At 74.5% G+C, this 22667-nt stretch carries 20 protein-coding genes; 9 read left to right on the forward strand and 11 right to left on the reverse strand.

Features of this window, described 5'->3' with window-relative positions; genetic code table 11:
- Positions 1-91: 91 nt before the first annotated feature.
- Positions 92-1033, reverse strand: coding sequence for an N-acetylmuramic acid 6-phosphate etherase (gene murQ / locus AC07GB_RS25945; protein WP_478849393.1), 942 nt, complete (start codon positions 1031-1033; stop codon positions 92-94).
- A gap of 51 nt (positions 1034-1084) precedes the next feature.
- Positions 1085-1996: a MurR/RpiR family transcriptional regulator gene (locus tag AC07GB_RS25950; protein WP_478849395.1), complete on the reverse strand. Its 912-nt coding sequence runs from the start codon at positions 1994-1996 to the stop codon at positions 1085-1087.
- Between the two features lie 83 nt (positions 1997-2079).
- On the opposite strand from AC07GB_RS25950, the gene AC07GB_RS25955 reads away from it, so the two are divergent.
- Both AC07GB_RS25955 and AC07GB_RS25960 read left to right on the forward strand, forming a co-directional pair.
- Entirely contained in the window at positions 2080-2436 is a 357-nt protein-coding gene (locus AC07GB_RS25955; RefSeq protein ID WP_478849397.1) for a hypothetical protein, read from the forward strand.
- Positions 2433-2747 (forward strand): DUF4031 domain-containing protein, encoded by a 315-nt coding sequence (locus tag AC07GB_RS25960; protein WP_478849399.1) that lies wholly within the window; start codon positions 2433-2435, stop codon positions 2745-2747. The genes AC07GB_RS25955 and AC07GB_RS25960 overlap by 4 nt, the downstream gene beginning before the upstream one ends.
- Here the strand turns inward: AC07GB_RS25960 and AC07GB_RS25965 are convergent.
- Positions 2740-3384 carry an HD domain-containing protein gene (locus AC07GB_RS25965; RefSeq protein ID WP_478849401.1) on the reverse strand — a complete coding sequence of 215 codons (645 nt, stop codon included), beginning with the start codon at positions 3382-3384 and terminating at the stop codon, positions 2740-2742. The two genes, AC07GB_RS25960 and AC07GB_RS25965, sit on opposite strands and share 8 nt — an antisense overlap.
- A 69-nt stretch (positions 3385-3453) precedes the next feature.
- On the opposite strand from AC07GB_RS25965, the gene AC07GB_RS25970 reads away from it, so the two are divergent.
- Positions 3454-4131 (forward strand): maleylpyruvate isomerase family mycothiol-dependent enzyme, encoded by a 678-nt coding sequence (locus AC07GB_RS25970; RefSeq protein WP_478849403.1) that lies wholly within the window; start codon positions 3454-3456, stop codon positions 4129-4131.
- Positions 4132-4137: 6 nt separating this feature from the next.
- Here the strand turns inward: AC07GB_RS25970 and AC07GB_RS25975 are convergent, their stop codons facing one another.
- Positions 4138-5058, reverse strand: a complete 921-nt coding sequence (locus AC07GB_RS25975; RefSeq protein ID WP_478849405.1) for a hypothetical protein — start codon at positions 5056-5058, stop codon at positions 4138-4140.
- A 171-nt stretch (positions 5059-5229) separates the two neighbouring features.
- Between AC07GB_RS25975 and AC07GB_RS25980 the strand changes: the two genes are divergently transcribed.
- Positions 5230-7491, forward strand: a complete 2262-nt coding sequence (locus AC07GB_RS25980) for a heavy metal translocating P-type ATPase (RefSeq protein WP_478849407.1) — start codon at positions 5230-5232, stop codon at positions 7489-7491.
- Between the two features lie 155 nt (positions 7492-7646).
- Positions 7647-8336: a copper homeostasis protein CutC gene (locus tag AC07GB_RS25985; protein ID WP_478849409.1), complete on the forward strand. Its 690-nt coding sequence runs from the start codon at positions 7647-7649 to the stop codon at positions 8334-8336.
- Positions 8337-8344: 8 nt separating this feature from the next.
- Here AC07GB_RS25985 and AC07GB_RS25990 read toward each other — a convergent pair whose 3' ends face one another.
- Complete coding sequence (locus AC07GB_RS25990) at positions 8345-10411, reverse strand: HelD family protein (RefSeq protein WP_478849411.1); 2067 nt, start codon at positions 10409-10411, stop codon at positions 8345-8347.
- A gap of 322 nt (positions 10412-10733) precedes the next feature.
- On the opposite strand from AC07GB_RS25990, the gene AC07GB_RS25995 reads away from it, so the two are divergent.
- Together AC07GB_RS25995 and AC07GB_RS26000 are read left to right on the forward strand one after the other, a co-directional pair.
- Positions 10734-10946 (forward strand): hypothetical protein, encoded by a 213-nt coding sequence (locus tag AC07GB_RS25995; RefSeq protein WP_478849413.1) that lies wholly within the window; start codon positions 10734-10736, stop codon positions 10944-10946.
- Positions 10947-11046: 100 nt separating this feature from the next.
- The gene (locus AC07GB_RS26000) at positions 11047-12198 is read left to right on the forward strand and encodes a glycosyltransferase 87 family protein (protein WP_478849415.1); all 1152 of its coding nucleotides are present in this window, start codon (positions 11047-11049) and stop codon (positions 12196-12198) included.
- On the opposite strand, the gene AC07GB_RS26005 is transcribed toward AC07GB_RS26000, so the two are convergent.
- A complete protein-coding gene (locus tag AC07GB_RS26005) occupies positions 12167-13807 on the reverse strand; it encodes a DNA repair helicase XPB (RefSeq protein WP_478849417.1) in 1641 nt (546 codons plus the stop codon). The genes AC07GB_RS26000 and AC07GB_RS26005 overlap by 32 nt on opposite strands.
- An 89-nt stretch (positions 13808-13896) precedes the next feature.
- Positions 13897-14823 carry a GDSL-type esterase/lipase family protein gene (locus tag AC07GB_RS26010; RefSeq protein ID WP_478849419.1) on the reverse strand — a complete coding sequence of 309 codons (927 nt, stop codon included), beginning with the start codon at positions 14821-14823 and terminating at the stop codon, positions 13897-13899.
- A gap of 146 nt (positions 14824-14969) precedes the next feature.
- Between AC07GB_RS26010 and AC07GB_RS26015 the strand changes: the two genes are divergently transcribed.
- Both AC07GB_RS26015 and AC07GB_RS26020 read left to right on the forward strand, forming a co-directional pair.
- Positions 14970-17354, forward strand: coding sequence for a helicase-associated domain-containing protein (locus AC07GB_RS26015; protein WP_478849421.1), 2385 nt, complete (start codon positions 14970-14972; stop codon positions 17352-17354).
- Between the two features lie 102 nt (positions 17355-17456).
- Positions 17457-18611, forward strand: a complete 1155-nt coding sequence (locus AC07GB_RS26020; RefSeq protein WP_478849423.1) for a hypothetical protein — start codon at positions 17457-17459, stop codon at positions 18609-18611.
- A 39-nt stretch (positions 18612-18650) separates the two neighbouring features.
- Here AC07GB_RS26020 and AC07GB_RS26025 read toward each other — a convergent pair whose 3' ends face one another.
- From AC07GB_RS26025 to AC07GB_RS26040, 4 genes are read right to left on the reverse strand one after another with little or no spacing between them, the layout of a single operon-like run.
- Positions 18651-19631, reverse strand: coding sequence for an ABC transporter substrate-binding protein (locus AC07GB_RS26025; protein WP_478849425.1), 981 nt, complete (start codon positions 19629-19631; stop codon positions 18651-18653).
- The gene (locus AC07GB_RS26030) at positions 19628-20557 is read right to left on the reverse strand and encodes an ABC transporter ATP-binding protein (protein WP_478849427.1); all 930 of its coding nucleotides are present in this window, start codon (positions 20555-20557) and stop codon (positions 19628-19630) included. The genes AC07GB_RS26025 and AC07GB_RS26030 overlap by 4 nt, the downstream gene beginning before the upstream one ends.
- Positions 20554-21636, reverse strand: a complete 1083-nt coding sequence (locus AC07GB_RS26035) for a FecCD family ABC transporter permease (RefSeq protein WP_478849429.1) — start codon at positions 21634-21636, stop codon at positions 20554-20556. Before AC07GB_RS26035 ends, AC07GB_RS26030 begins: the two co-directional genes overlap by 4 nt.
- On the reverse strand, positions 21633-22631 hold the full coding sequence (locus AC07GB_RS26040; RefSeq protein ID WP_478849431.1) for a FecCD family ABC transporter permease: 999 nt from the start codon (positions 22629-22631) through the stop codon (positions 21633-21635). Before AC07GB_RS26040 ends, AC07GB_RS26035 begins: the two co-directional genes overlap by 4 nt.
- Positions 22632-22667 lie beyond the last annotated feature (36 nt).

The following is a 22667-nucleotide window of genomic DNA, read 5'->3' on the forward strand; positions in this document are numbered from 1 at the left end:
GGCCGGACGAACTCCCACTCGGCGTCCGACAGTTCATGGCGACGTATCACGACACCATGATCCACCAGCAGTGAACATTTGACGACACCGCCTAGGCCCGGTCCTTCGCCGCGAGGGCCGCGCGGAGGTGGCCGTCCGACTCTGCCAGGAGCCGCGCCGCCGTGGGGGCGTCCACCGCGCCGAGGATCGTGAGGATCGCGGGCTTGACCTCGCCGTCCGTGGCGGCCAGGGCGCGCTCGATCTCGTCGTCGGGGGCGCCCGTCGCCAGGGCCACGATGCGGCGGGAGCGGGCGCGCAGCTTCTCGTTGGAGGCGCGGACGTCGACCATCAGGTTCCCGTACGTCTTGCCCAGGCGGATCATCGTGATCGTAGAGATCATGTTGAGGACCAGTTTCTGGGCCGTGCCCGCCTTCAGACGCGTGGAGCCGGTGAGGAGTTCGGGGCCTACGACGACCTCGATGCCGTGCTCGGCGGCAGCCGCGAGCGCGCTGTCCGCGTTGCAGGACAGGCCGATCGTCAGGGCCCCGAGGGCGCGCGCGTGCTCGACGGCGCCGATCGCGTACGGGGTGCGGCCGGAGGCCGAGATGCCGACGACCGTGTCCTCGGGGGCGAGCGCGAGCGCCTCCAGGTCCGCGACGGCCAGGGCCTTGCTGTCCTCCGCGCCCTCCACCGCCGTGACCATCGCGGGCGGCCCGCCCGCGATCAGGCCCACGACGTCGCCGGGGTCGGTGTTGAAGGTGGGCGGGCACTCGGACGCGTCGAGCACCCCGAGGCGCCCGGCGGTGCCCGCGCCCGCGTAGACCAGCCGGCCCCCGCGCGCCATGCGCTGCGCCGTGGCGTCGATCGCGGCGGCGATGCGGGGGAGCTGCGCGGCGACGGCGGTGGGGACGGTCGCGTCCTCGCCGTTCATGATCCGCGCGATGTCCTCGGTGGGCAGCCGGTCGATCCCGGCAAGGTCGGGCCGGAAGGCCTCGGTGGTGAGGGAGGCGAGTTCGGCGCGCAGTTCGCCGTAGCCGTCGGAGGTGGAGGTCATGGATGCTGCGACTCTTTCGGTGACGGAGGGATGCTTCGGCCCGGGCGTGGCTCAGCCGTTGCGGTGGCGGTGGGCCAGGGCCTCGTACGACGCGGCGAGGGCGGGCGCCGCCGTCTCGTACGTGCGCTGGGCCACGCCCACGAACAGGCAGTCCACGACCAGGAGCTGGCTCGTGCGGGACGACATGGCCGCCGGGCGCAGCTCGCTCTCGCGGGCCGTGGAGGTGGTCAGTATGTGGTCGGCGTACTGCGAGACGCGGCCCTCGGGGCGGCCGGTGACGGCGATCGTCGTGGCGCCGTGCTCGAAGGCGACCCGCAGCGGTTCGATGACGTCACCCGTCGAGCCGGAGTGGGTGATCGCGATGGCCACGTCCTTCGCGCGCAGCGTCACCGCGTTGGTGACGGCCAGGTGCGGGTCCGAGTGCGCGTGCGCGACGTGGCCGATGCGCAGGAGCTTCTGCGCGAGATCCTGGGCGACGAGCCCGGACGCGGCGACGCCGTAGATCTCCGTGCGCCGCGCCGTGGCAAGCGCGGCCACGGCCGCCCCGAGCTGCACGGTGTCGAGCCCGGCCGCCGTGTCCGCGAGGGTCTGCTGCTCGTCGTACGCCAGCTTGGCGACGACGTCGGCGATCGGGTCGTCCACGGCGATGTCCGCCGTCACGGCGGGGGCGCGGCCCGACTGCTGCTGGGCGGCGAGCCCGGCGAGGGCGAGCCTGAGGTCGCGGTAGCCGGGGTAGCCGAGGAGGCGGGCGGTGCGGACGACCGTGGCCTCGCTGGTCCCGGTGAGTTCGGCGAGGCCGGTGACCGTGAGCGCCGCGCAGCCCGCCGGGTCGCCCGCGACGGCCTCGGCGACGCGCTGCATGGAACGGGTCATCGACGGCGCGAGCGTGCGGACCTTCGCCGCGAGGGCGGCGGGGGCGGGCGGCGCGCCACCCGCGAAAATTTCCTTCACGTCAGAGGTCACCCTTGGAAGATATTTTCAGCGCCGCGACCGGGTCAAGGCTCGTGCGGACCGCACCGCGGGGCGCCTGGGGCGACAATGGCTGCATGGACACGATTGACCCCTTGGAGCAGGCGTTGCACGCGGCCCGCGCGCTGGTCCTCGCCGACCTCGCCGCGCGCGAGGTGGCGCAGGCCGACGTGGTCTCCTTCGTCGAGGAGTCCGTGGCGCACCGCCGCTGGTGGGTCGAGCAGTGGCCCGAGGGCGCGGCGTACGTCGCCGGGCTCGTCGCCCAGGACGTGCAGGACAGGATCCTGGAGCGGTACGGCCGCTGGCCGCTGTGCCCGGTGTGCGGCACCGGGGAGCCGCACGCCCTGGACGTGGAGCCGGAGCTGGGCCCCGACCCGCACTGGGTGTGCGGCAAGGCCGGGGTCGTGGTGGCGCCGGTGGGCAGGCTGACGTGACGCTGTACATCGACCCGCCGACGTGGCCGGGCCACGGCCGGCTGTGGTCGCACCTCGTCAGCGACGTCTCGTACGAGGAACTGCACGCGTTCGCCGCCCGGATCGGGGCGCCCCGGCGGGCCTTCGAGCGGGACCACTACGACGTGCCCGCGGAGCGGTACGCGTCCGCTGTGGCCGCGGGGGCTGTGGAGGTGGGGTCCAAGGAGCTGGTGCGGAGGCTCACCGAAGCCGGGCTGCGGCGGCGGAAGGGGGCTCAGCCCTCGACCTCAAGCGGCGGAGGGGCTGTAGGGGGCCGCCGGCCCGCTACGTGAGCAGTGCCAGCTCGGCCGAGAGGTTCTCGCGCGCCGGGGCCTCCCAGCGCGCGGCCCCGTGCGGGGTGCGGAACAGCCTCGGCAGGGCCAGGAGTTGGCGCAGGACGTCCGCCCGGCCCTGGCGGAACGCCTCGTCCGGGACGAAGGCGTACTCCTCGCGGACCGCCGCCGCGTAGGCCGCGTACGCGTCCGGGGGCGCGGCGAGGATCGCCAGGTCCGCGTCGCACAGGACCTCGCCGTCGCGGTCGTCATCGGCCGGGTCGTGCGTGACGGTGAGCCGGACCAGGCGGGCCACCTCCGCGGTGTCCCCCTCGGTGAGCCCCGCCTCCGGCAGGGCCCGCTCGGCCAGGCGGGCGCTGCGCTCCTCGTTCTCAGAGCGGTCCGGGGCGTAGACGGCGTCGTGGAACCAGGCGGCGAGCCGCACCAAGTGCGGGGCGTCCGCGTGCTGTTCCAGGGTGTCGATGTGGTCGAGCACCGCGGTGAGGTGGGTGGGCGTGTGGTAGCGGCGGTGCGGCTCCGACCAGCGGGTGAGGAGGTTGTCCGCGTACGGGGCGGGGTCCGGGGCCGCCGCGCCGTGGCGGGCCGCGGTGAGGGTGCTGTGCCAGCGTGCGCGAAGCTCTTCGTACGGGTCGGCCATGCCCCGACCCTACGCGGCCCCGCCGCCGGGGCGTTGCCAAGCGGGGCGTGGGGCTGTTGGGTGGCCCGCATGACGAGTGAGCCCGTGACGCCTGGCGCGGCGTCGGAATGCGACCGGCCCGGCCGACTCCTGCGCACCGAACGCGACACCCTCATACCCCTGCTGCGCGCCGCGGAGGCCCCCGCCTTCGCCGCCCCCACCTGCTGCCCCGGCTGGACGGTCCGCCACGTCCTCGCGCACTGCGCCGCCGCGCTCACCCGCGTGCTCGAGAGCCGCTTCGACGACGGCGTGTTCACCGCCGAGGGCAACGACCGCGACATCGCCGAGCGCGCCGACTGGCCCGTCTCGCGCATCGTGGACGAGCTGGAGCACGGCATGACCAACGCGGGCGCCGCCATCGCCGCGTCCAAGGGCCTCCTCGACGGGGTCGCGCTCGGCGAGTGGGTGCACGCCGGTGACGTACGGGACGCGTGGGGGCTGCCGGGGGCCTACGGCGGCGCGGGGCTCGCGGACGCGCTGCCGCTGCTCGCCGCGTTCAGCGCGCGGCGGTCGGCGCTGCCGCTGCACGCCGACGTCGACGGCCTGGACGAGCCGCTGATCCTCGGCGTGAGCGACGGCAGCAGGCCGCCCGCGCGGTACATCGGGGACGCGCCGACGCTGGTCCGCCTCTACGCGGGGCGCCCGTCGGGCGACGCCCCCTTCGAACTGGCGGGCGCGACCCGGGACGAGCTGAACATCTTCGGCTGAGCCCCGTCAGTGGCCGTGCCCGCCGTCGTGCCCGCCCTCGCCCGCCCGCAGGGTGAACGCCGCCGTCCGCACCTTCCCCTCGTGCCGGAAGTCCAGGAACAGCCGGTACGTGCCCGCGCTCGGAGCCGTCGCCGTGAAGGAGACCTCAGGGCCGGGCTTCGTCGTGGCGTCGCCGGGCTCGCCGTTGGGGTGCACATGGAGGTAGGCGAGGTCGCCGGAGCGCAGCGCCACCAGGTGGCCGTACGCGCCCAGGTACGGCTGGAGGTCGGTGACGGGCTCGCCCCCGCGGGTGACGCGCAGCTTCAGCTCGCCCGCCTCGCCGGGGGTCAGCGCGCCGTCGAGCCGCACCTCGTAGCCACCGGCGACCTTCGCCGTGGACGACGGCGCGAGCGCCGGCGCGGGGGCGTACGCGCCCGTCACCGCCAGGTCCGCGCCGAGCGTCACCTTCTCCTTCGCGCGCTCGGGCCTGAAGTCCGCGAAGACGCGGTAGTCCCCGGCCTCGGGCAGCGTCGCCGGGACCGACCAGGTGCCGTCGGCGGACCGGACGGGGTGCAGATGGCGGTACGTCGTCAGGTCGCGTGAGGCGACGATCAGGTGCAGCTCCTTGCCGTGGTCCTCGGCGTACCGGGTCACGGCCCGGCCCGAGTCCGACTTCAGGATCCGGAAGCGCAGGTCCGTGCGGTCGCCCGCCTCGGCGCGCGGCGTCCTGAGGTCCAGCGCGTACCCGTCGGCCGCGATCTGGAGCCCTCCGGGGGTGTGGTCCCTGTGCGCGCCGTCCTTTTCTCCCTTCGCGCGCCGCTCGCCGTGGTCCTCGCTGTGGGCGACCGGCTTGCCCACCGTGTCCACGCTCGCGCCCACCGCGTACGTGGTGCCGAACGTCGCCGCGACGGCCGCGGCGAAGGCGGTGATCTTCAGTCCGGTGTTCATGGCGTCGGCTCCTCGTGAGTGGGGCAGCTGGATTCACTGCATGACCTCGACATCCGCTCACGATACCCCTGGGGGGTATGAAGTCAAGCCGCGATCTCCTTGCGGTTCGATACCCCCTGGGGGTATAAAAGATCCTCGTCAGGCAATACGTCGGCACGAGGAGCAGAGAACATGTCCACCACCCAGGTAGAACTCTCCATCGGCGGCATGACCTGCGCCTCCTGCGCGGCGCGCATCGAGAAGAAGCTGAACCGCATGGACGGCGTCGAGGCGACCGTCAACTACGCCACGGAGAAGGCGAAGGTGAGCTTCGAGGGCGAAGGGCTCGCCGTGTCCGACCTGATCGCCACCGTGGAGGCCACCGGGTACACCGCGCGGGAACCCGAACCGCCCCGCGTGGAGGAGGGCGGCGGGGGAGCGCCGCACGCCCGGGACGCCGAGGACGAGGACGCCGCGCTGCGGCCGCTGCGGCAGCGGCTTGTCGCCGCCGTCCTGCTGTCCGTGCCCGTCATCGCGATGGCGATGGTCCCGGCGCTCCAGTTCGAGTACTGGCAGTGGCTGTCCCTGACGCTCGCCGCGCCCGTGGTGACGTACGCCGCCTGGCCCTTCCACCGGGCCGCGGTCACCAACGCGCGGCACGGCGCGGCCACCATGGACACGCTCATCTCGGTCGGAACGTCGGCGGCGTTCCTGTGGTCGCTGTGGGCGCTCTTCTTCGGCTCGGCCGGGGAGCCGGGCATGACGCACGCCTTCGAGCTGACCATCGAGCGCACCGACGGCGCCGGGAACATCTACCTGGAGGCCGCGGCCGGCGTCACCGCCTTCATCCTCGCCGGGCGGTACTTCGAGGCCCGCTCGAAGCGGAAGGCCGGGGCCGCCCTGAAGGCGCTGCTCGAACTGGGCGCCAAGGACGTCACCGTTCTTCTCAATGGCATTGAGAAGAACGTTCTAGTCAGCGACTTGAAGGCAGGGGACCGGTTCCTCGTGCGGCCCGGCGAGAAGATCGCCACCGACGGGCGCGTGGTCGAGGGCGCCTCCGCCGTGGACGCCTCCATGCTCACCGGCGAGTCCGTGCCCGTGGAGGTCGGCGAGGGCGACGCCGTCACCGGCGCGACCCTGAACGTCGGCGGGCGGCTCGTCGTCGAGGCCACCCGCGTCGGGGCCGACACGCAACTGGCCCGGATGGCCAGGCTCGTCGAGGACGCGCAGAACGGCAAGGCCGCCGCGCAGCGCCTGGCCGACCGCATCTCCGCGGTCTTCGTACCCGTCGTCATCGCGCTCGCCGTGGCCACGCTCGGCTTCTGGCTCGGCAACGGCGCGGGTCTCACCGCCGCGTTCACGGCCGCCGTGGCCGTGCTGATCATCGCCTGCCCGTGCGCCCTGGGCCTGGCCACGCCGACCGCGCTGATGGTCGGCACCGGGCGCGGCGCCCAGCTCGGCATCCTCATCAAGGGCCCCGAAGTCCTGGAGTCCACCCGCCGCGTCGACACGATCGTCCTGGACAAGACCGGCACCGTCACCACCGGCACGATGACGCTCCTGGCCACGCACGTCGCCGAGGGCACCGACGAGACGGACGTCCTGCGGCTCGCGGGCGCCCTTGAGCACGCCTCCGAGCACCCCATCGCCCAGGCCGTGGCCGCCGGGGCGACCGCGAAGGTGGGCGCGCTGCCCACGCCCGAGGACTTCGCGAACATCGCGGGGCTCGGCGTACAGGGCGTCGTGGAGGGGCACGCGGTGCTCGTGGGCCGCGAGCAGCTGCTCGCCGACTGGGCGATGCGGCTGCCCGAGGACCTGAAGAAGGCCAAGGACGCGGCCGAGGCGGCGGGCCGCACCGCCGTCGCGGTCGCCTGGGACGGCGAGGCGCGCGCGGTGCTCGAAGTGGCCGACGCCGTGAAGGAGACCAGCCCGGAGGCCATCCGCCGCCTCCGCGCGCTCGGGCTCACACCGATGCTGCTCACCGGGGACAACAAGGCCGTCGCCGAGGCCGTGGCCGCCGAGGTGGGGATCGCTCCCGAGCACGTCGTCGCCGAGGTGCTCCCGCAGGACAAGGTCGACGTCGTCAAGCGCCTTCAGGGCGAGGGGCGTTCGGTGGCCATGGTCGGCGACGGCGTCAACGACGCGGCCGCCCTCGCCCAGGCCGACCTGGGGCTCGCGATGGGCACGGGCACGGACGCCGCGATCGAGGCGGGCGACCTGACCCTCGTCCGCGGTGACCTGCGGGCCGCCGCCGACGCGATCCGGCTCTCGCGCAAGACCCTCGGCACCATCAGGTCCAACCTCTTCTGGGCCTTCGCCTACAACGTGGCGGCGCTGCCGCTCGCCGCCGCGGGTCTGCTCAACCCGATGATCGCGGGCGCGGCCATGGCCTTCTCGTCGGTGTTCGTGGTCGGCAACAGCCTCCGGCTGCGCGGATTCCAGCCACTGAGCTGACGTGTCCGAGCCTCTGTGGCCTGATCACCCCGGTGCGCGTCCGATGTGCGCCGGGGTGATCTGCGCGTACCCTGGTAATTGGACTAGACCTGTGTTTCTGTGGTGCGGCCGCCGACACGACGTCGGCCGTGCAGAGGTCCCGAAGGAAGGCATCCATGAGCAAGCGCGCACTCCTGGAGGTGATCGCCCTCGACGCCGAGGACGCGATCGCCGCCCAGGCCGGAGGGGCTGACCGTCTTGAACTGGTCAGCGACATGGCCGCCGACGGCCTCACGCCGTCCCGCGCGGACTTCGCCGCGATCCGCGCCGCCGTGGACATCCCCCTGCGGGTCATGCTGCGCGTCGCCGACGGCTTCGCGGCGGGGGACGTCGGCGAGCTGGTGCGCCGGGCGCGCGAGCTGCGCGCCGAGGGGGCCGACGAGTTCGTCCTCGGCTTCCTCGACGAGGCGGGCGGGGCCGACCTCGCCGCCGTCGAGGCGATCGTCGACGCGCTCGACGGCTGCCGCTGGACCTTCCACCGCGCCGTCGACCGGGCCGCCGACCGCGACGCCCTGCGCAAGCAGCTCGCGGACCTGCCCGGGCTCGACACGTACCTCACGGCGGGGGCCGCGGGCGGGGTCGACGAGGGGCTGCCCACGCTGGTGGCCGAGGCCGCGCGGTCCGGGGAGCCCGGGTACGAGCCGCGGATCCTCGTCGGCGGCGGGCTCCGGCTCGAACACCTCGCGCGGCTGAAGGCGGCGGGGCTCGACGCCTTCCACATCGGCGGCGCGGCCCGGCCCCACGGCTGGGGCCGGCCCCTGGCCGCCGACGCGGTGGCGGCCTGGCGCCGGGCCGTCGACGCCTAGGCCTAGGCCTAGGCGAGGGCCGTCGGCAGCGGGGCCGCGTGGAGCACCGTGAGGCCCGAGACGGCCCGGGTCAGGGCCACGTACAGGCGCCGCAGTCCTGTGCGTTCGTCGGGCTCGCCGGCCACCACGGCGGCGGGCTCGTCGAGCACGACGTAGTCGTATTCGAGGCCCTTGGCCAGCGAGGCGGGGACGAGGGTGAGCCGGGCCTCGGCGGTGGTCTCCTCGCCGGGGGAGAGGTGGGGCACGCCCGCCGCGTCCAGGGCCCCGGCGAGCGCCGCGACCCGCGCGTCCGCCGCGATGAGGCCGATGGACCCCTCGCGGCGCAGCGACGCGGCGCAGGCGTCGAGCACCGCCGCGTCCAGGTCTTCGGCCCCGACCTCGCGCACCTCCAGGGAGCCGGGCGACTCACGTACCGACGCCACCTCCGTCAGGCCCGGCGCGATCGCGGGCAGCAGCCGCGACGCGTACGCGATGACCTCGCGCGGCACGCGGAAACCGGCGGTCAGCTCCTCCACCACCGCCTCCTCCTTGCCCAGGTGCCCGAGCGCGTCGGCCCAGGTCGGCGTGGCCCACGGCGTGGTGCCCTGCGCCAGGTCGCCGAGGACGGTGACCGACCCGGTCGTGCAGCGGCGCCCCACCGCGCGGTACTGCATGGGCGACAGGTCCTGCGCCTCGTCCAGGACGACGTGGCCGAGGGAGTGGGTGCGGGTGACGAGGTCCGTCGCCTCGTCGATCAACACCGCGTCCGCCGCTGACCACTTGGTGCTCTTCGGCGTCCGCGCGGGCTTGACCCACAGGATCGCCTTCTGCTCCTCCTCCGAGAGGATCCCCTCGGCGTGCGCGGCGAGGAACCCCGCGTCCGCGAGCAGCCGGTGCACCAGCTTCGCCGGGTCGACCGGCGGCCAGATCGCCTTGACGGCCGCCTTCACCGCGGGGTTGCGGGCCACCGCGTCCTGCACGCGGTCGTCGGGCGCCTCCCCGGACCGCTCCATCTGCACGAGCACGGCGTGCGCGATCCGCTGCGGCAGCGCCTCGCGCGCGGCGCCGTAGCGCATGTCGCGGGCCTGCAACTCCCGCACGATGCCGTCCAGTTCGTACGACGGTACGCGCCAGCGGCGGGAGCCGCGGACGACCACGACGCCCTCGGTGCCCTCCGCGCCCTCGGAGGGGGGCGTGACGTGCGAGCGCACCGCGCGCCGCAGCACCTCGGCCATGCGGGCGTCGCCCTTGACGAGGGCGGCGGCCGGGTCGTCCGCGCCCCGCACCTCCACGTGCGCCACCAGGTCGTCGACGGTGGCCTGCCGCACCTCCAACTCGCCGAGCGCGGGCAGGACCTGCTCGATGTAGTGCAGGAAGGAGCGGTTCGGCCCGATGACGAGCGTGCCGGTGCGGGCGAGCCGCTCGCGGTGGGCGTAGAGGAGGTAGGCGACGCGGTGCAGGCCGACGGCGGTCTTCCCGGTGCCGGGGCCGCCCTGCACGCACACCGAACCGGCGAGCCCGCCGCGGACGATCTCGTCCTGCTCCGGCTGGATCGTCGCCACGATGTCGCGCATGGGGCCCACGCGCGGCCGCTCGATCTCCTCCTTGAGCAGCTTGCTGACCTGCTCGGCCTCGGCCGCGTCCGACAGGTGCTCGTCCTCGTACGCGGTCAGGTCGCCGCCGGTGTACCCGAACCTGCGGCGCAGCGTCACGTCCATCGGGTCCTTCTTGGACGCCCGGTAGAACGGCTGCGACACGGGCGCGCGCCAGTCGATGACCATGGGGTCGCCCTCGGCGTCGTGCACGTGCCGCCGCCCGATGTAGAACTGCTCGCCCTCGGCGCCCTCGGCCTCCTCGGCCCCCGGCGCGTGCGCGTAGTCGAGCCGGCCGAAGAACAGCGGGGTGTGCGCGAGGTCCGCGAGGGCCTTGACGCGGTCGTCGATCTGCCCTTGGAGGACCTCGGCGTTGACCCAGTTCGCGGTGACGTCGCGGAGGTCCAGGGCCTGGACGTCCTCCCGCATGGCGCGCAGCGCGGCGCGCGAGGAGGCCAGATGGGCCCGCTCACGGGCGAGGGGGTCGGCGGATACGGCGTTCACGGGGCTGCCTCCGGGTACGTACGTTCGCGGTGCGTGACTCAGGGCCGCCGGTTTCCGACCGGGCGGCGGCGCTCCATGGGGGAGGCGGGGAAGGGGGCATCCTAAGGGTGATGTCCGTGGGGGCACCAACGAATTTCCCGGCCGCCGCGGGAGACCGGGCCAGGTCCGGAAGCCGGACCCCGAGTCATCCCTGAGACGGCCCTCAGGGTCGCCGTCCACCCGAAGGTGTAGAGCACGCGGTCCCGGAGTCCTACCGGCGGACACGGACGGTTAGACCCCCAGGCCGATGTGGGCGGGGTGTCCCGGAACGCACCATGGAGACATGAGCAGCGCAGTCATCACCCCCGCGTCCCTGTCCGCCCCCGCCCCCGCCACCGGCCCCCGCGTGGCCGACGGCGCGACCGCCGCCTCCGGGACCCACCGCCCGCACCGCGTCGGCGACGCCCTGCGTGCCGCGAAGGTCTTCATGGGCGCCGTCGTCGGCGTCGTCGTCCTCGGGGAGTACGCGGAGGAGGCGGGCGTCCGCCGCCGCTGACACCCCTCCGCCGCTGACACCCCTCCGCCGCCGCTGACACCCCTCCGCCGCCGCTGACACCCCTCCGCAGGGGCATGCGCCCCTCCGCTAGGGTCACGCCGTGCTCCCACGGCAAGTGACCGCCCCCGCACCCGCGGCGACCCCTTCCGCCCGGGCCTGCTGGCTCCTCCTCGCCGCCTCCTGCACCAGCCTCGCGGCCCTGTGCGCCGCCCGCGGCCTGCCCATGGCGGACGCGCTCGTCTACCGCGCCGAGGGAGCGGCCGTCGCCGAAGGCCGCGACCTGTACGGCTTCACGGTCACCGCGTGGGACCTGCCCGCCACGTACCCGCCCTTCGCCGCCCTCCTGTTCGTCCCGACGACATGGCTGCCCGTCACGGCCCTGAAGGCGGCCTTCCTCGTCGGCAACACCGCCCTCCTCGCCCTCCTGGTCCAGCTGTCGGCGACCCTCGCGGGCCTGCCCCGGCGCGCCGGAGCGGTCCCCGCCGCCACCGCCCTGGCCCTGTGGCTCGAACCGGTCTTCCAGACCGTCCTGTTCGGGCAGGTCAACCTCGCGCTCGCCTGCCTGGTCCTGGGGGACCTGACCCGGCCCCCGGGCGCCCCCGGCAAGGGCGTCGCGCTCGGCGTCGCCGCCGGGATCAAGCTCACGCCCGCGCTGTTCATCGCCCACCTCGCCCTGACCCGGCGCCACCGCGAGGCGGCCACCGCCACGGCCGCCTGCGCGGCCACCGTCCTGCTCGGCGCCCTCGCCCTGCCCGCCGCGAGCGCCGACTTCTGGATGCGGCGCCTGTACGAGACCGAGCGCGTCGGCAAGGCCTGGATCGTCGACAACCAGTCGCTCCAGGGCCTGGCGGCCCGCGTCCTGCACACCTCCGAGCCGGGCCCCGCCTGGCTCCTGCCCGTGGCGGCCGTCGCGGTGGCGGGCCTGTGGCTCGCGGCCCGCGCGGCCACGCCTGCCCGCGGGGTCCTGCTCACCGCGGGCACGGCCCTCCTCGTCTCCCCGATCAGCTGGTCCCACCACTGGGTGTGGTGCGTGCCGCTGCTCGCGGTGCTGCTCGCCGAAGGGCGCCCGCGCCTCGCGGCGGCCGTGGCCGCCGTCTTCACCGCCCGCACCCTGTGGCTCGTACCGCACGAGGGCGCTCTCGACCTCCACCTGCCGTGGTGGCAGCAGCCCTTGGCTTCGCCCTATCCCCTGGCGGCCCTGGCCCTGTTCACGGCGGCGCTCACTCCGCGAGCAGCGACTCCGCGTCGATGATGCGGTACGCGTACCCCTGCTCCGCCAGGAACCGCTGCCGGTGCGCGGCGAAGTCCTGGTCGATGGTGTCGCGGGCCACCACGGAGTAGAAGTGGGCCTGGTGGCCGTCCGCCTTGGGGCGCAGCACGCGGCCGAGGCGCTGGGCCTCCTCCTGCCGCGAGCCGAAGGTGCCCGAGACCTGGATGGCGACGGTCGCCTCCGGCAGGTCGATGGAGAAGTTGGCGACCTTGGACACCACGAGCACGGAGATCTCGCCCTCGCGGAAGGCGTCGAAGAGCTTCTCGCGCTGCGCGTTCGACGTCTCGCCCTTGATGACGGGCGCGTCCAGGTGCTCGCCCAGCTCGTCGAGCTGGTCGATGTACTGGCCGATGACGAGGATCTGCTGGCCCGCGAACTTCCGGACGATCGCCTCCGTCACCTTCCGCTTCGTGGCCGTCGTCGCGCAGAAGCGGTACTTCTCCTCGGCCTCGGCGGTGGCGTAGGCGAGCCGCTCGCTGTCGGTGAGGTTGACCCGCACCTCCACGCAGTCGGCGGGCGCGATGTACCCCTGCGCCTCGATCTCCTTCCACGGCGCGTCGAAGCGCTTGGGCCCGATCAGCGAGAACACGTCCGACTCGCGCCCGTCCTCGCGGACCAGGGTCGCGGTGAGCCCGAGCCGGCGCCGCGCCTGGAGGTCGGCGGTGAACTTGAAGACCGGCGCGGGCAGCAGGTGCACCTCGTCGTAGAGGATCAGGCCCCAGTCGCGGGAGTCGAACAGCTCCAGGTGCGGATAGATGCCCTTCCGCTTGGTCGTCAGGACCTGGTACGTGGCGATCGTGACGGGCCGGATCTCCTTCTTCGTACCGCTGTACTCGCCGATCTCCTCCTCGGTGAGGGAGGTGCGCTTGATCAGCTCGTGCTTCCACTGGCGTGCGGAGACGGTGTTCGTGACGAGGATCAGCGTGGTCGCCTTCGCCTCGGCCATGGCGCCCGCGCCGACCAGGGTCTTGCCCGCGCCGCAGGGCAGCACGACGACGCCGCTGCCGCCGTGCCAGAAGCCCTCGACGGCCTGGCGCTGGTAGGGCCGGAGCGCCCAGCCGTCCTCGTTCAGGTCGATCTTGTGGGCCTCGCCGTCGACGTACCCGGCGAGGTCCTCCGCGGGCCAGCCCAGCTTGAGCAGCGTCTGCTTGATCTGGCCGCGCTCGGAGGGGTGCACCACGACCGTGTCCGGGTCGATACGGGCGCCCACGAGGGGCTGGACCTTCTTCGACCGCAGGATCTCCTCCAGGACCGGCCGGTCGGTGCTGGTGAGGACGAGGCCGTGCGTCGGATGCTTGCTGAGCGTGAGGCGGCCGTAGCGCGCCATCGTCTCGGCGACGTCGACGAGCAGCGCGTGCGGCACCGGGTACCGCGAGAACTCCACGAGGGCGTCCACGACCTGCTCCGCGTCGTGCCCCGCCGCCCGCGCGTTCCACAGCCCGAGCGGCGTCACGCGGTACGTGTGGATGTGCTCCGGGGCGCGTTCCAGCTCGGCGAACGACGCGATGGCACGACGGCAGGCGTCGGCCCGCTCGTGGTCGACCTCCAACAGGAGCGTCTTGTCCGACTGGACGATGAGGGGTCCATTCACGACTTCCGGGCCCTTTCTTGCAGATCACTGCGGGGGATCAGCCGGGCGGCCAAACCTCCAGTGTGCCGCATGGCGCCCCGGCACCCGGCTCAGCCGGTGAGCGAGGCCACGTGGGTGGAGAGGACCTTGTGGCCCTCGGGGCCGGGGTGGAGGCCGTCGGTGAGGAGGTCGGGGCGGGCGCGCAGGGGCTCCCACAGGTCGAGGAAGTCGACGTGGTGCCCGGCGCACCAGGAGCGCAGGCGCTCGCGCAGGTCGAGGGCACGGGCCTCGGTGAAGCACAGGCCCTCGTAGTCGGCGGTGCGGGTCTCGTCGAGCCAGGCAGGCCCCGCGACGACGAGCCGGGCGTTGTGGGCGTGGGCCGCGTCGGCCAGGGCGCCGAGGTGGTCCGCCAGCCGGTCGAGGCCACCGGGCACGGCGGAGTCGTTGATGCCCGCGGCGACCAGGAGGGTGTCGGGCAGGCGGGGCGCCAGGAGCGCGGGCGTCTGCGCGGCGACGTCGGCGAGGGTGCTGCCGGGGACGGCCAGGTTGAAGACGCGGTGGGCGGCCTCGTCCGCGGCGATGTGGGCGGACGCCAGGTGCGCGGCCCAGCCGCCGTACGGGTCGCAGCGGCCGTAGGCGATGCTGTCGCCGACGATCACGACGCGGGCCGCCGGGCGCAGCGGCCGCGCGTCCAGATAGGCCCAGGCGCTCTCGCCGGAGGAGAGCAGCACCCGCCGCCGTACGTAGTCGTCGACCTCGTAGGCGTCGGCCGCGGCGAGGTCGGCGTCGGTCAGGCGCAGGACGGCGCCCTCGACCTCGGCGCCGACGCGGCGCTCCAGGGTCAGGTGCACGTCCAGGCCGCTGGTGGCGATCACGTCCGGGTCGGTGATCGTCAGGGGCCGGGTCGCGTGCCCGGCGAGCGCGGCGGGGGAGCTGGGCACGGCCCGGCCGAACAGGGCCGTCTGGACCTGCTCGTCCAGGAGCGTGCCGAAGGAGAACAGTGCGTGCGGGCGGGACTCGGACACCGGAGCTGCCATGGCCTTTCTGGAAAGAACGTTCTAGCCAGTCTAGTGATCGGTCCGGCCCCCGGGCCGCCCGTGGGGGCGCGCGGCCCCGCTCGCCCGCCCGGGCGCGTACGGCACGGCACACCGGCGCCCGCCGGGGACCCGCTACCGTTGCCAGGATGAGTACCCCGGACGCCCCCCGTTCGCTTGCGGAAGCCCTCCGGGCGAGCGACGACGCGACGCTCGTCGCGCTGTTGCGGTCCCGGCCCGACCTCGTCAGCCCCGTGCCCAACGACCTGACGCAGCTGGCCACCCGCGCGGGCACGCGGGCGTCGGTGGTACGCGCCCTTGAGCGCCTCGACCGGTTCGCGCAGCAGGTCGCCGAGGCCCTCGCGGTGGCCCCGGACCCGGCCTCGTACGAGGAGTTGGCGGGGCTGCTCGCGCCCGCGCCCGGCGAGGCCGTCGACCGGGCCCTCGCGACGCTGCGCGGGCAGGCGCTCGTCTGGGGCACGGAGAGCAGGATGCGCCTGGTGCGCACCGCCCGCGAGCTGCTCGCGCCGACGCCGCAGCGGCCCTCGCCGACGGGGCTCGGGCCGACGGTCGCGGAGGCCACGGCGGGCATGTCACCGGGCCGGGTGCAGAGCGTCGTCGCGGCGGCGGGGCTCGCCTCCACGCACGACGCGGTGTCGGCCGTGGAGTCCCTCACCGCGCTCTTCACCGACCAGGAGCGGATGTCCCAGCTGCTCGACGGGGCGCCCGCCGAGTCCGTCGAGGTCCTCTCCCGGCTCGTGTGGGGCCCGCCGTACGGGCAGGTCACCGCGGAGCCGGCCCCCCATCTGCGGTGGCTGCTCGACCGGGGCCTGCTGCTCCCCACCGCGCCGGGCACGGTGGTGCTGCCCCGGGAGGCCGCGCTGCACCTGCGCGGGGGCCGCGCCCACCGCGTCCTGGAGCCGTCGCCGCCCGCGGTGGAGGTCGCGCGCGAACACCGTCCCCAGGTGGTGGACGCGACGGCGGCCGGGCAGGCCTACACTGCGCTCGCCACCGTCGAGGAGCTGCTCAAGGACTGGGACGAGGGCGGCCCGGCCGTGCTGCGCGCGGGCGGTCTGAGCGTACGGGACCTGAAGCGGACCGCCGTCGCCCTGGACGTGGCGGAGCCCCAGGCCGCGTTCTGGGTCGAACTCGCCTACGCCGCGGGCCTGCTGGCCCCCGACGGCGAGGCCGACGAGCGCTACGCCGCCACCCCCGCCTACGACAGCTGGCAGGAGCTGCCCGCCGCCGAGCGCTGGGCGCGGCTGGCCACCGCCTGGTACGCGGCCACCCGCACCCCGGGGCTCGTCGGCGGGCGCGACAGCAAGGACCGCACCCTGTCCGCGCTCGGCCCCGGACTCGACCGCTCCGCCGCGGCCGAGGTGCGCCACCGGGTCCTCGCGCTCCTGGCCGGGCTGCCCCAAGGCGCCGCGCCCGCCGAGGAGTCCGTGCTCGACCGGCTGCGCTGGGAGCGCCCGTCCGGCGGGGGCGCCACGGAGCTGCGGGCCCGCCTGGCCCGGTGGACGCTGAGCGAGGCGGAACTCCTCGGGGTCACCGGGCGCGGCGCGCTCTCCGCCCACGGCCGCGCGCTGCTCACCGAGGGCCGCACCGCCGCCGACGCCGCCCGCCTCCTCGCCCCGCTCCTGCCCGAGCCCCTCGACCACGTCCTGCTCCAGGCGGACCTCACCGCGGTCGCCCCGGGGCCGCTCCAGCGCCCCCTCGCGGACGCCCTCACCGTGCTCGCCGACGTGGAGTCCAAGGGCGGCGCCACCGTCTACCGCTTCACCCCGGGCTCGGTGCGCCGCGCGCTCGACGCCAGGCAGAGCGCGTCCGACCTGCACGCGTTCCTCGCCGCGCACTCCCGCACGCCCGTCCCGCAGCCCCTCGCGTACCTCATCGACGACGTGGCCCGCAGACACGGCCATCTGCGCGTCGGCGCGGCCTCCGCGTACGTGCGGTGCGACGACGAGGGCGTACTCGACGAGATCCTCGCGGACAAGCGGGCCCAAGGCCTTCGCCTGCGGCGCCTCGCGGCCACCGTGCTCGCCGCGCAGGCCGACCCGGCCACGCTCCTCGAAGGCCTGCGCGCGATGGGCTTCGCGCCCGCCGCCGAGAGCGCCGAGGGCGACGTCCTGATCACCCGCGCCCACAGCCACCGCACCCCGCCGCGCACCGCGCCCGAGCCGGTGCCCGACGGGCCGCCGCTGCCCGACGCCACGCTCATCGACGCCGCCGTACGCGCCATCCGCGCCGGGGACCTCGCGTCCACCACGCCGCGCAAGGAGGCCCCCGCGGCCACCGGCGAGCTGCCCCGCACCACCTCCGCGGAGACCCTCGCCACCATGCAGGCGGCCGTCCTCACCGGCGAGAGCCTGTGGATCGGCTACGTCAACGCCGAAGGCGCCGCGAGCCAGCGCGTCATCGCCCCGGTCCGCGTCGAGGGCGGCTTCGTGACCGCGTACGACCACACGGCCGACGAGGTCCGCACCTACCCGCTGCACCGTGTCACGGGCGTCGCCGAGCTGGCCGACGACTGACGGGAACCCCGCCGCTGAGGGGGCGTCACCGGCGCGGCCACGGCGACGCGGTAACTTCGATGTCCGGGCCCACCTCAACACCGCAGCCCCGGAGGGAACTTCGTGGGGATCGAGAGCGACCAGCTCGTCTTCGACTACCTGAGCCGCGTCGGCGACCTCGCGCAGCAGCGCCAGCTGCCGTCCGCCGCGCGCATGCGGCTCGTGTCCGAACTGCGGGGCGAGATCGACCGCCGCCGCGCCAAGGCCGCCGACAGCCCCGCGGCGGTGCGGCGCATCCTGGACCGCATCGGCTCCCCGGACGACCTGGTCACCGCGGCGGCCGACCCCGCGGCGGGGCCCGCCGCACCGGCCGCAGCGCCCGCGCCCGAGCCCGCGCCCCGGTCGCGCGAGCCCAAGCGCCCGCGCCGCGTGGTGCCGCGCCCGCGCCGAGCGCCGGAGCCGCCCCGCCCGGTACCGCCGCGCCCCGCTCCGCCGCACCTCGCGGGCCCCGACGAACTCGGCGACAGCCCACCGGACCTGGAACCCGACTGGTGGCGGGTGGAGCGCCTCCCGCTGGAGGGCGCGCACGCCGTGCCCGGGTTCGTGGGCGGCGTGGAGATCCCCGAGATGCTGAAGCGGCCGGTCACGGACCTGGAGAAGAAGGGGACCGGTGAGGAGCGGGAGGCGGAGGAGGACGACGGACCCGATGACGGCGATGACGGCGATGACGGCGAGGAGGATGCCGCGCCGGAAGAGGCGCGCCGCCGCAGGTTCGGCGTTCTCCCGTCCCTGACGAAGACCGCCCCGCCCGCCAAGAACCCGCCGCCCGCCAAGAACCCGCCGCCCGGGGAGGACCTCGACGCGGAGGCCCCCGCCCCGGACGCCACCGCGGGGGCCGGTGCGTCCGCCGGAGCCGGCGTGCTCGCCGGGGTCCGGTCCCTCACCAACCCCGTCCTGCTGCTCGCCGCCACCGCGCTGGTCGTCGGCGCGGTCATCGGCAACTGGTTCGCGCTCGGCGGCGGTTGGGTCGTCGCCTGGTTCTCGCGCAAGCTCAGCCCGGCCGAGAAGAAGGCCGCGGTGATCGCCGTGCCCGCCCTCACCGTCGCCGGCGGCATCGCCTGGCTGTGGGGCCGCGCGCAGGGCAAGTGGGGCGAGCCCATCGCCAAGGGGCAGATGAACGCGGCGGTGGAGGACACCTGGCCGTGGGTGGTCCGCGCGGCGGCCGTCGCCTCCGCCCTGTTCCTCGTGTGGAGGTCGCAGCGGAGCAAGCCCGAGTAGCCGCGCGGCCGCCCCGGGCCGACTCCCCTGCGGCGGCGGCTACTTCTTCTTCGTGAGCGCCGCCTTCATCTCGTCCAGGACCTTGTCGGCGGCCGTGTAGCCGATGCCCTGGATCCACAGCTCGTCGTCCACGACGTGGACGTTGCCGGACTTGACCGCCTTCATGTTCTTCCACAGGCCGCTGTTCACGGTCTGCGTCCGCTTGGCCTTCTTCGGATCGCCGTACGTCGACTGGAAGATGACGTCCGTGTCGGCGAGGTCGATCTTCTCGGGGCTCACGTCGTACGAGAACCCGTCCTTGGCCTTCTTGGAGATGGGCGCGCGGCCCAGGCCGACGTCCTTGAGGAGCGTGGCGATGTACGACTGCTCGCCGTAGATGCGGATGTCGGCGCCCTGCACGAAGCGCACCACGTTGACCTCGGTGGCCTTGGCCTTCGCCGGGCCGCCGATCGCCGTCGTGACCTCCTTGACGTGCGCGTCGTAGGCGGCGACGGCCTTCCTCGCCGCCGCCTTCCTGCCGAGCGCGTCCGCGTGCACCTGGAAGTTCTCCTTCCAGGGGTGGCCTGTGGTCTCCGTCATGACCGTCGGGGCGATCTGCTTGAGCTGGTCGTACTTCGCGCCGTGGCGGACCTTGGAGGTGAGGATCAGGTCCGGCTTCAGACCCGCGATGGCCTCCAGGTTCGGGCTCATCATCTCGCCGACGTCCTTGACGCCCGCGAGCTTGTCCTTGGGCAGGTAGCCGGGGAAGCCGCCGCTGGAGGCGTCGGTGTGGGTGGCGCCGACGGGCTTCACGCCGAGCGTGAGCGCGGAGTCCAGCTCGGCGGTGTCGAGCACGACGACCCGCTCGGGCTTCACGGGCACCTTCACATCGCCCATGGCGGTCTTCACGACGTGCGTCCCGCCCGAGCCCGACTCCTTGTCGTTGCCGTCGTCGGACGAACCGCACCCGGCGAGCGCGAGCACACCGGTGACGGCGAGGACGCCCGCGGTGCGGACGCGGCGGCGGGGGCTCTGGATCATGGGGAGGGCCTTTCGTCGAGGGGGGACTTGCGGTCTGCCGGTTCCGAACGGTCTGCCGGTGCGGTGGGGTCTGCCGGTTCCGTACGATCTGCCGGTTCCGTACGGTCTTCGCGGGCCGGAGGCCGCCACGGGGTGCCCGGCACCACCAGCGGCGACCCCGTCACCGGATCGGGGACGACCACGCACTCCAGACCGAACACGTCCCGTACCAGCTCCGCGGTGACGACATCGCGGGGCGCGCCCTCGGCCACGATCCGCCCCTCCTTCATGGCGACGAGGTGGTCGGCGTAGCGGGCGGCCTGGTTCAGGTCGTGCAGGACGACGGCGACCGTCCGGCCCCGGTCGTGGTTCAACTGGCGTACCAGGTCCAGGACCTCGACCTGGTGGGAGATGTCGAGGTACGTCGTCGGCTCGTCGAGCAGCAGCAGCTCCGTCTCCTGCGCGAGGGCCATGGCGATCCACACGCGCTGCCGCTGCCCGCCCGACAGCTCGTCGACGGCCCGCTCGGCGAGCGCGGCCACGTCGGTGCGCTCCATCGCCTCGGTGACGGCCCGCTCGTCGGCGTCCGACCACTGCTGCCACCACCGCTGGTGGGGCTGGCGGCCGCGCGCCACCAGGTCCGCGACCGTGATGGCCTCCGGCGCGACCGGGGTCTGCGGGAGCAGCCCGATCCGCTGGGCGATGTGGCGCGTCGGTAGCTTCGCGAGTTCCTCGCCGTCGAGCAGGACGGCGCCGCCCTTGGGCTTGAGCAGCCGCCCGAGCGCGCGCAGGGTCGTCGACTTGCCGCAGGCGTTCGGGCCGACGATGACGGTCACCGCGCCGTCGGGGATCGCGAGGTCGAGCGCGTGCACGACCGTACGGTCCTCGTAGGCGAGGGTCAGCTCGCGCGCGGTCAGGCGCGCGCCGCTGTCGGCGGGGGCGGTCACGCGGTGCCTCCATTGCGGACGGAACGGCTACGGACGATGAGCCAGATCAAGTACGGCGCCCCGACGGCGGCCGTGAGCACGCCCACCGGCAGCTCGGTCGGCGAGAACAGCCGCCGGGCGAGCAGATCGGCGAGGACGACGACGATCGCGCCGAGCAGCGCCGAGCTGAGCAGCGGGATCTGCGCGGTACGCGTGAGGCGCCGGGCGATCTGCGGGGCGAGCAGCGCCACGAAGTCGACGGGCCCCGCGGCCCCGGTCGCCACCGACGCCAGGACGACGCCGAGCAGCACGAGCCCGGTGCGCACCCGGCCGAGCCGCACGCCGAGCGCCGTCGCCGTGTCGTCGTCCATCGACACGGTGCGCTGGGCGCGGGCCGCCCAGGCCACGCACGGCAGGAGCACGAGCAGGGTCAGGGCGAGCGGTTCGGCCTCCGGCCAGCCGCGGCCGTTCAGCGAGCCCGTCATCCAGATCTGCGCCTGCTGCGCGACGAGGTAGTCGCCCTTCGTCATGAAGAGCGTGGTGACGGACCGCAGGGCGATCGCGAAGCCGATGCCGATCAGCACGAACCGCGTCGCGTGCAGGCCGCCGCGCCACGCGAACACGTACACGAGCAGCGCGGCGGCGACGCCGCCCGCCACGGACAGATAGGGCAGGACCGTGTAGGACGTGAGCCCGAACGTCATCGCGGCGACCGTCACCGCGCTCGCGCCCTGGCTGATCCCGATGATGTCCGGGCTGGCCAGGGGGTTGCGGGCGACGGTCTGGATGAGCGCGCCCGCGACCCCGAACGCGGCGCCGACGAGCAGCCCCACGACGAGGCGCGGCTCGCGGAGCGTGCCCACGACCAGTTCGTCCGGCGAGGGCCTGCCGAAGACGACCTTGAGGGCCTCCACGGGCTGGACGTACGTCTCGCCGACGCAGAGGTAGGCCAGGCAGGCGGCCGCGAGCAGCAGCGCGAGCACGGTGGCCACGGCGGCCGCTCTGCGGTGGGCGAGGAAGGTGGCCCGCTTGAACCGCAGGACGGCGTACCCGGCGGGACGCACGCGCCGCGCGGCGGGGGGAAGGGAGCCGGTGCTCACGCCGCCACCGCCTTCCTGCGGACCAGGGTCACCAGGAACGGCACGCCGATCAGGGCGGTCATCACACCCGCGGGGACCTCGCTCGGCGGGAAGACGATCCGGCCCACCGTGTCGGAGACGAGCAGCATCACGGGCCCCAGGAGGGCGGCGAGCGGCAGCACCCACCGGTGGTCGCTGCCGATGACGGCGCGGGCGATGTGCGGGACCGCGAGGCCGATGAAGGCGATGGGCCCCGCGACGGCGACGCCGACGCCCGTCAGGACGGTGGCGCCGAGCCCGCCCACGACGCGCACGAGTGCCACGTTCTGCCCGAGCCCCTTGGCCACGTCCTCGCCGAGCGCGAGGGCGTCGAGCCCGCGGGCGACGGAGAGCACGAGCAGCAGCCCCGCGAGCAGGAACGGCCAGGTCTGGCCGACGATCGCGGCCTCGCGCCCGGAGAGCGCGCCGACCTGCCAGAAGCGGAACTCGTCGAGCGCGGACGCGCGGGTGGTGAGGATGCCCGTGGTGACGGAGACGAGCAGCGCGTTGATCGCGGCGCCGCCGAGCGCGAGCTTGACGGGAGTCGCGCCGCCCCGGCCGCCGGCGGCGATCGCGTAGACCGCGACGGCCGCGAGGGCCGCGCCCGTGAAGCCGTACCAGACGTATCCGGTGAGCGTGTGCGTGCCCGCGTACGCGATGGCGAAGACCACGCCGACCGAGGCGCCCTGGCTGATGCCGAGGATGCCGGGGTCGGCGATGGGGTTGCGGGTGATGCCCTGGAGCGCGGTGCCCGCGACGGCGAGCGCGGCGCCCACCATGACGCCGAGGACCGTGCGCGGCACGCGCATCTCGCGGACCACTTCGGCGGCGTCGCTGTGCCCGCCGTGCAGCAGGGCGTCGAGGACCGCGGACGGCGCGATCGCGCGGGCGCCCACGGCGAGGCTGAACAGGACGGCGAGCAGCAGGGCCACGACGGCCGCCGTCATCACGACGGCGCGTCTGGCGTTCACACGCATCGGCTGGCTCGTTTCGCAGGGTGATAGGTAAGGCTT

The organism is Streptomyces sp. NPDC045778, from assembly GCF_056431945.1.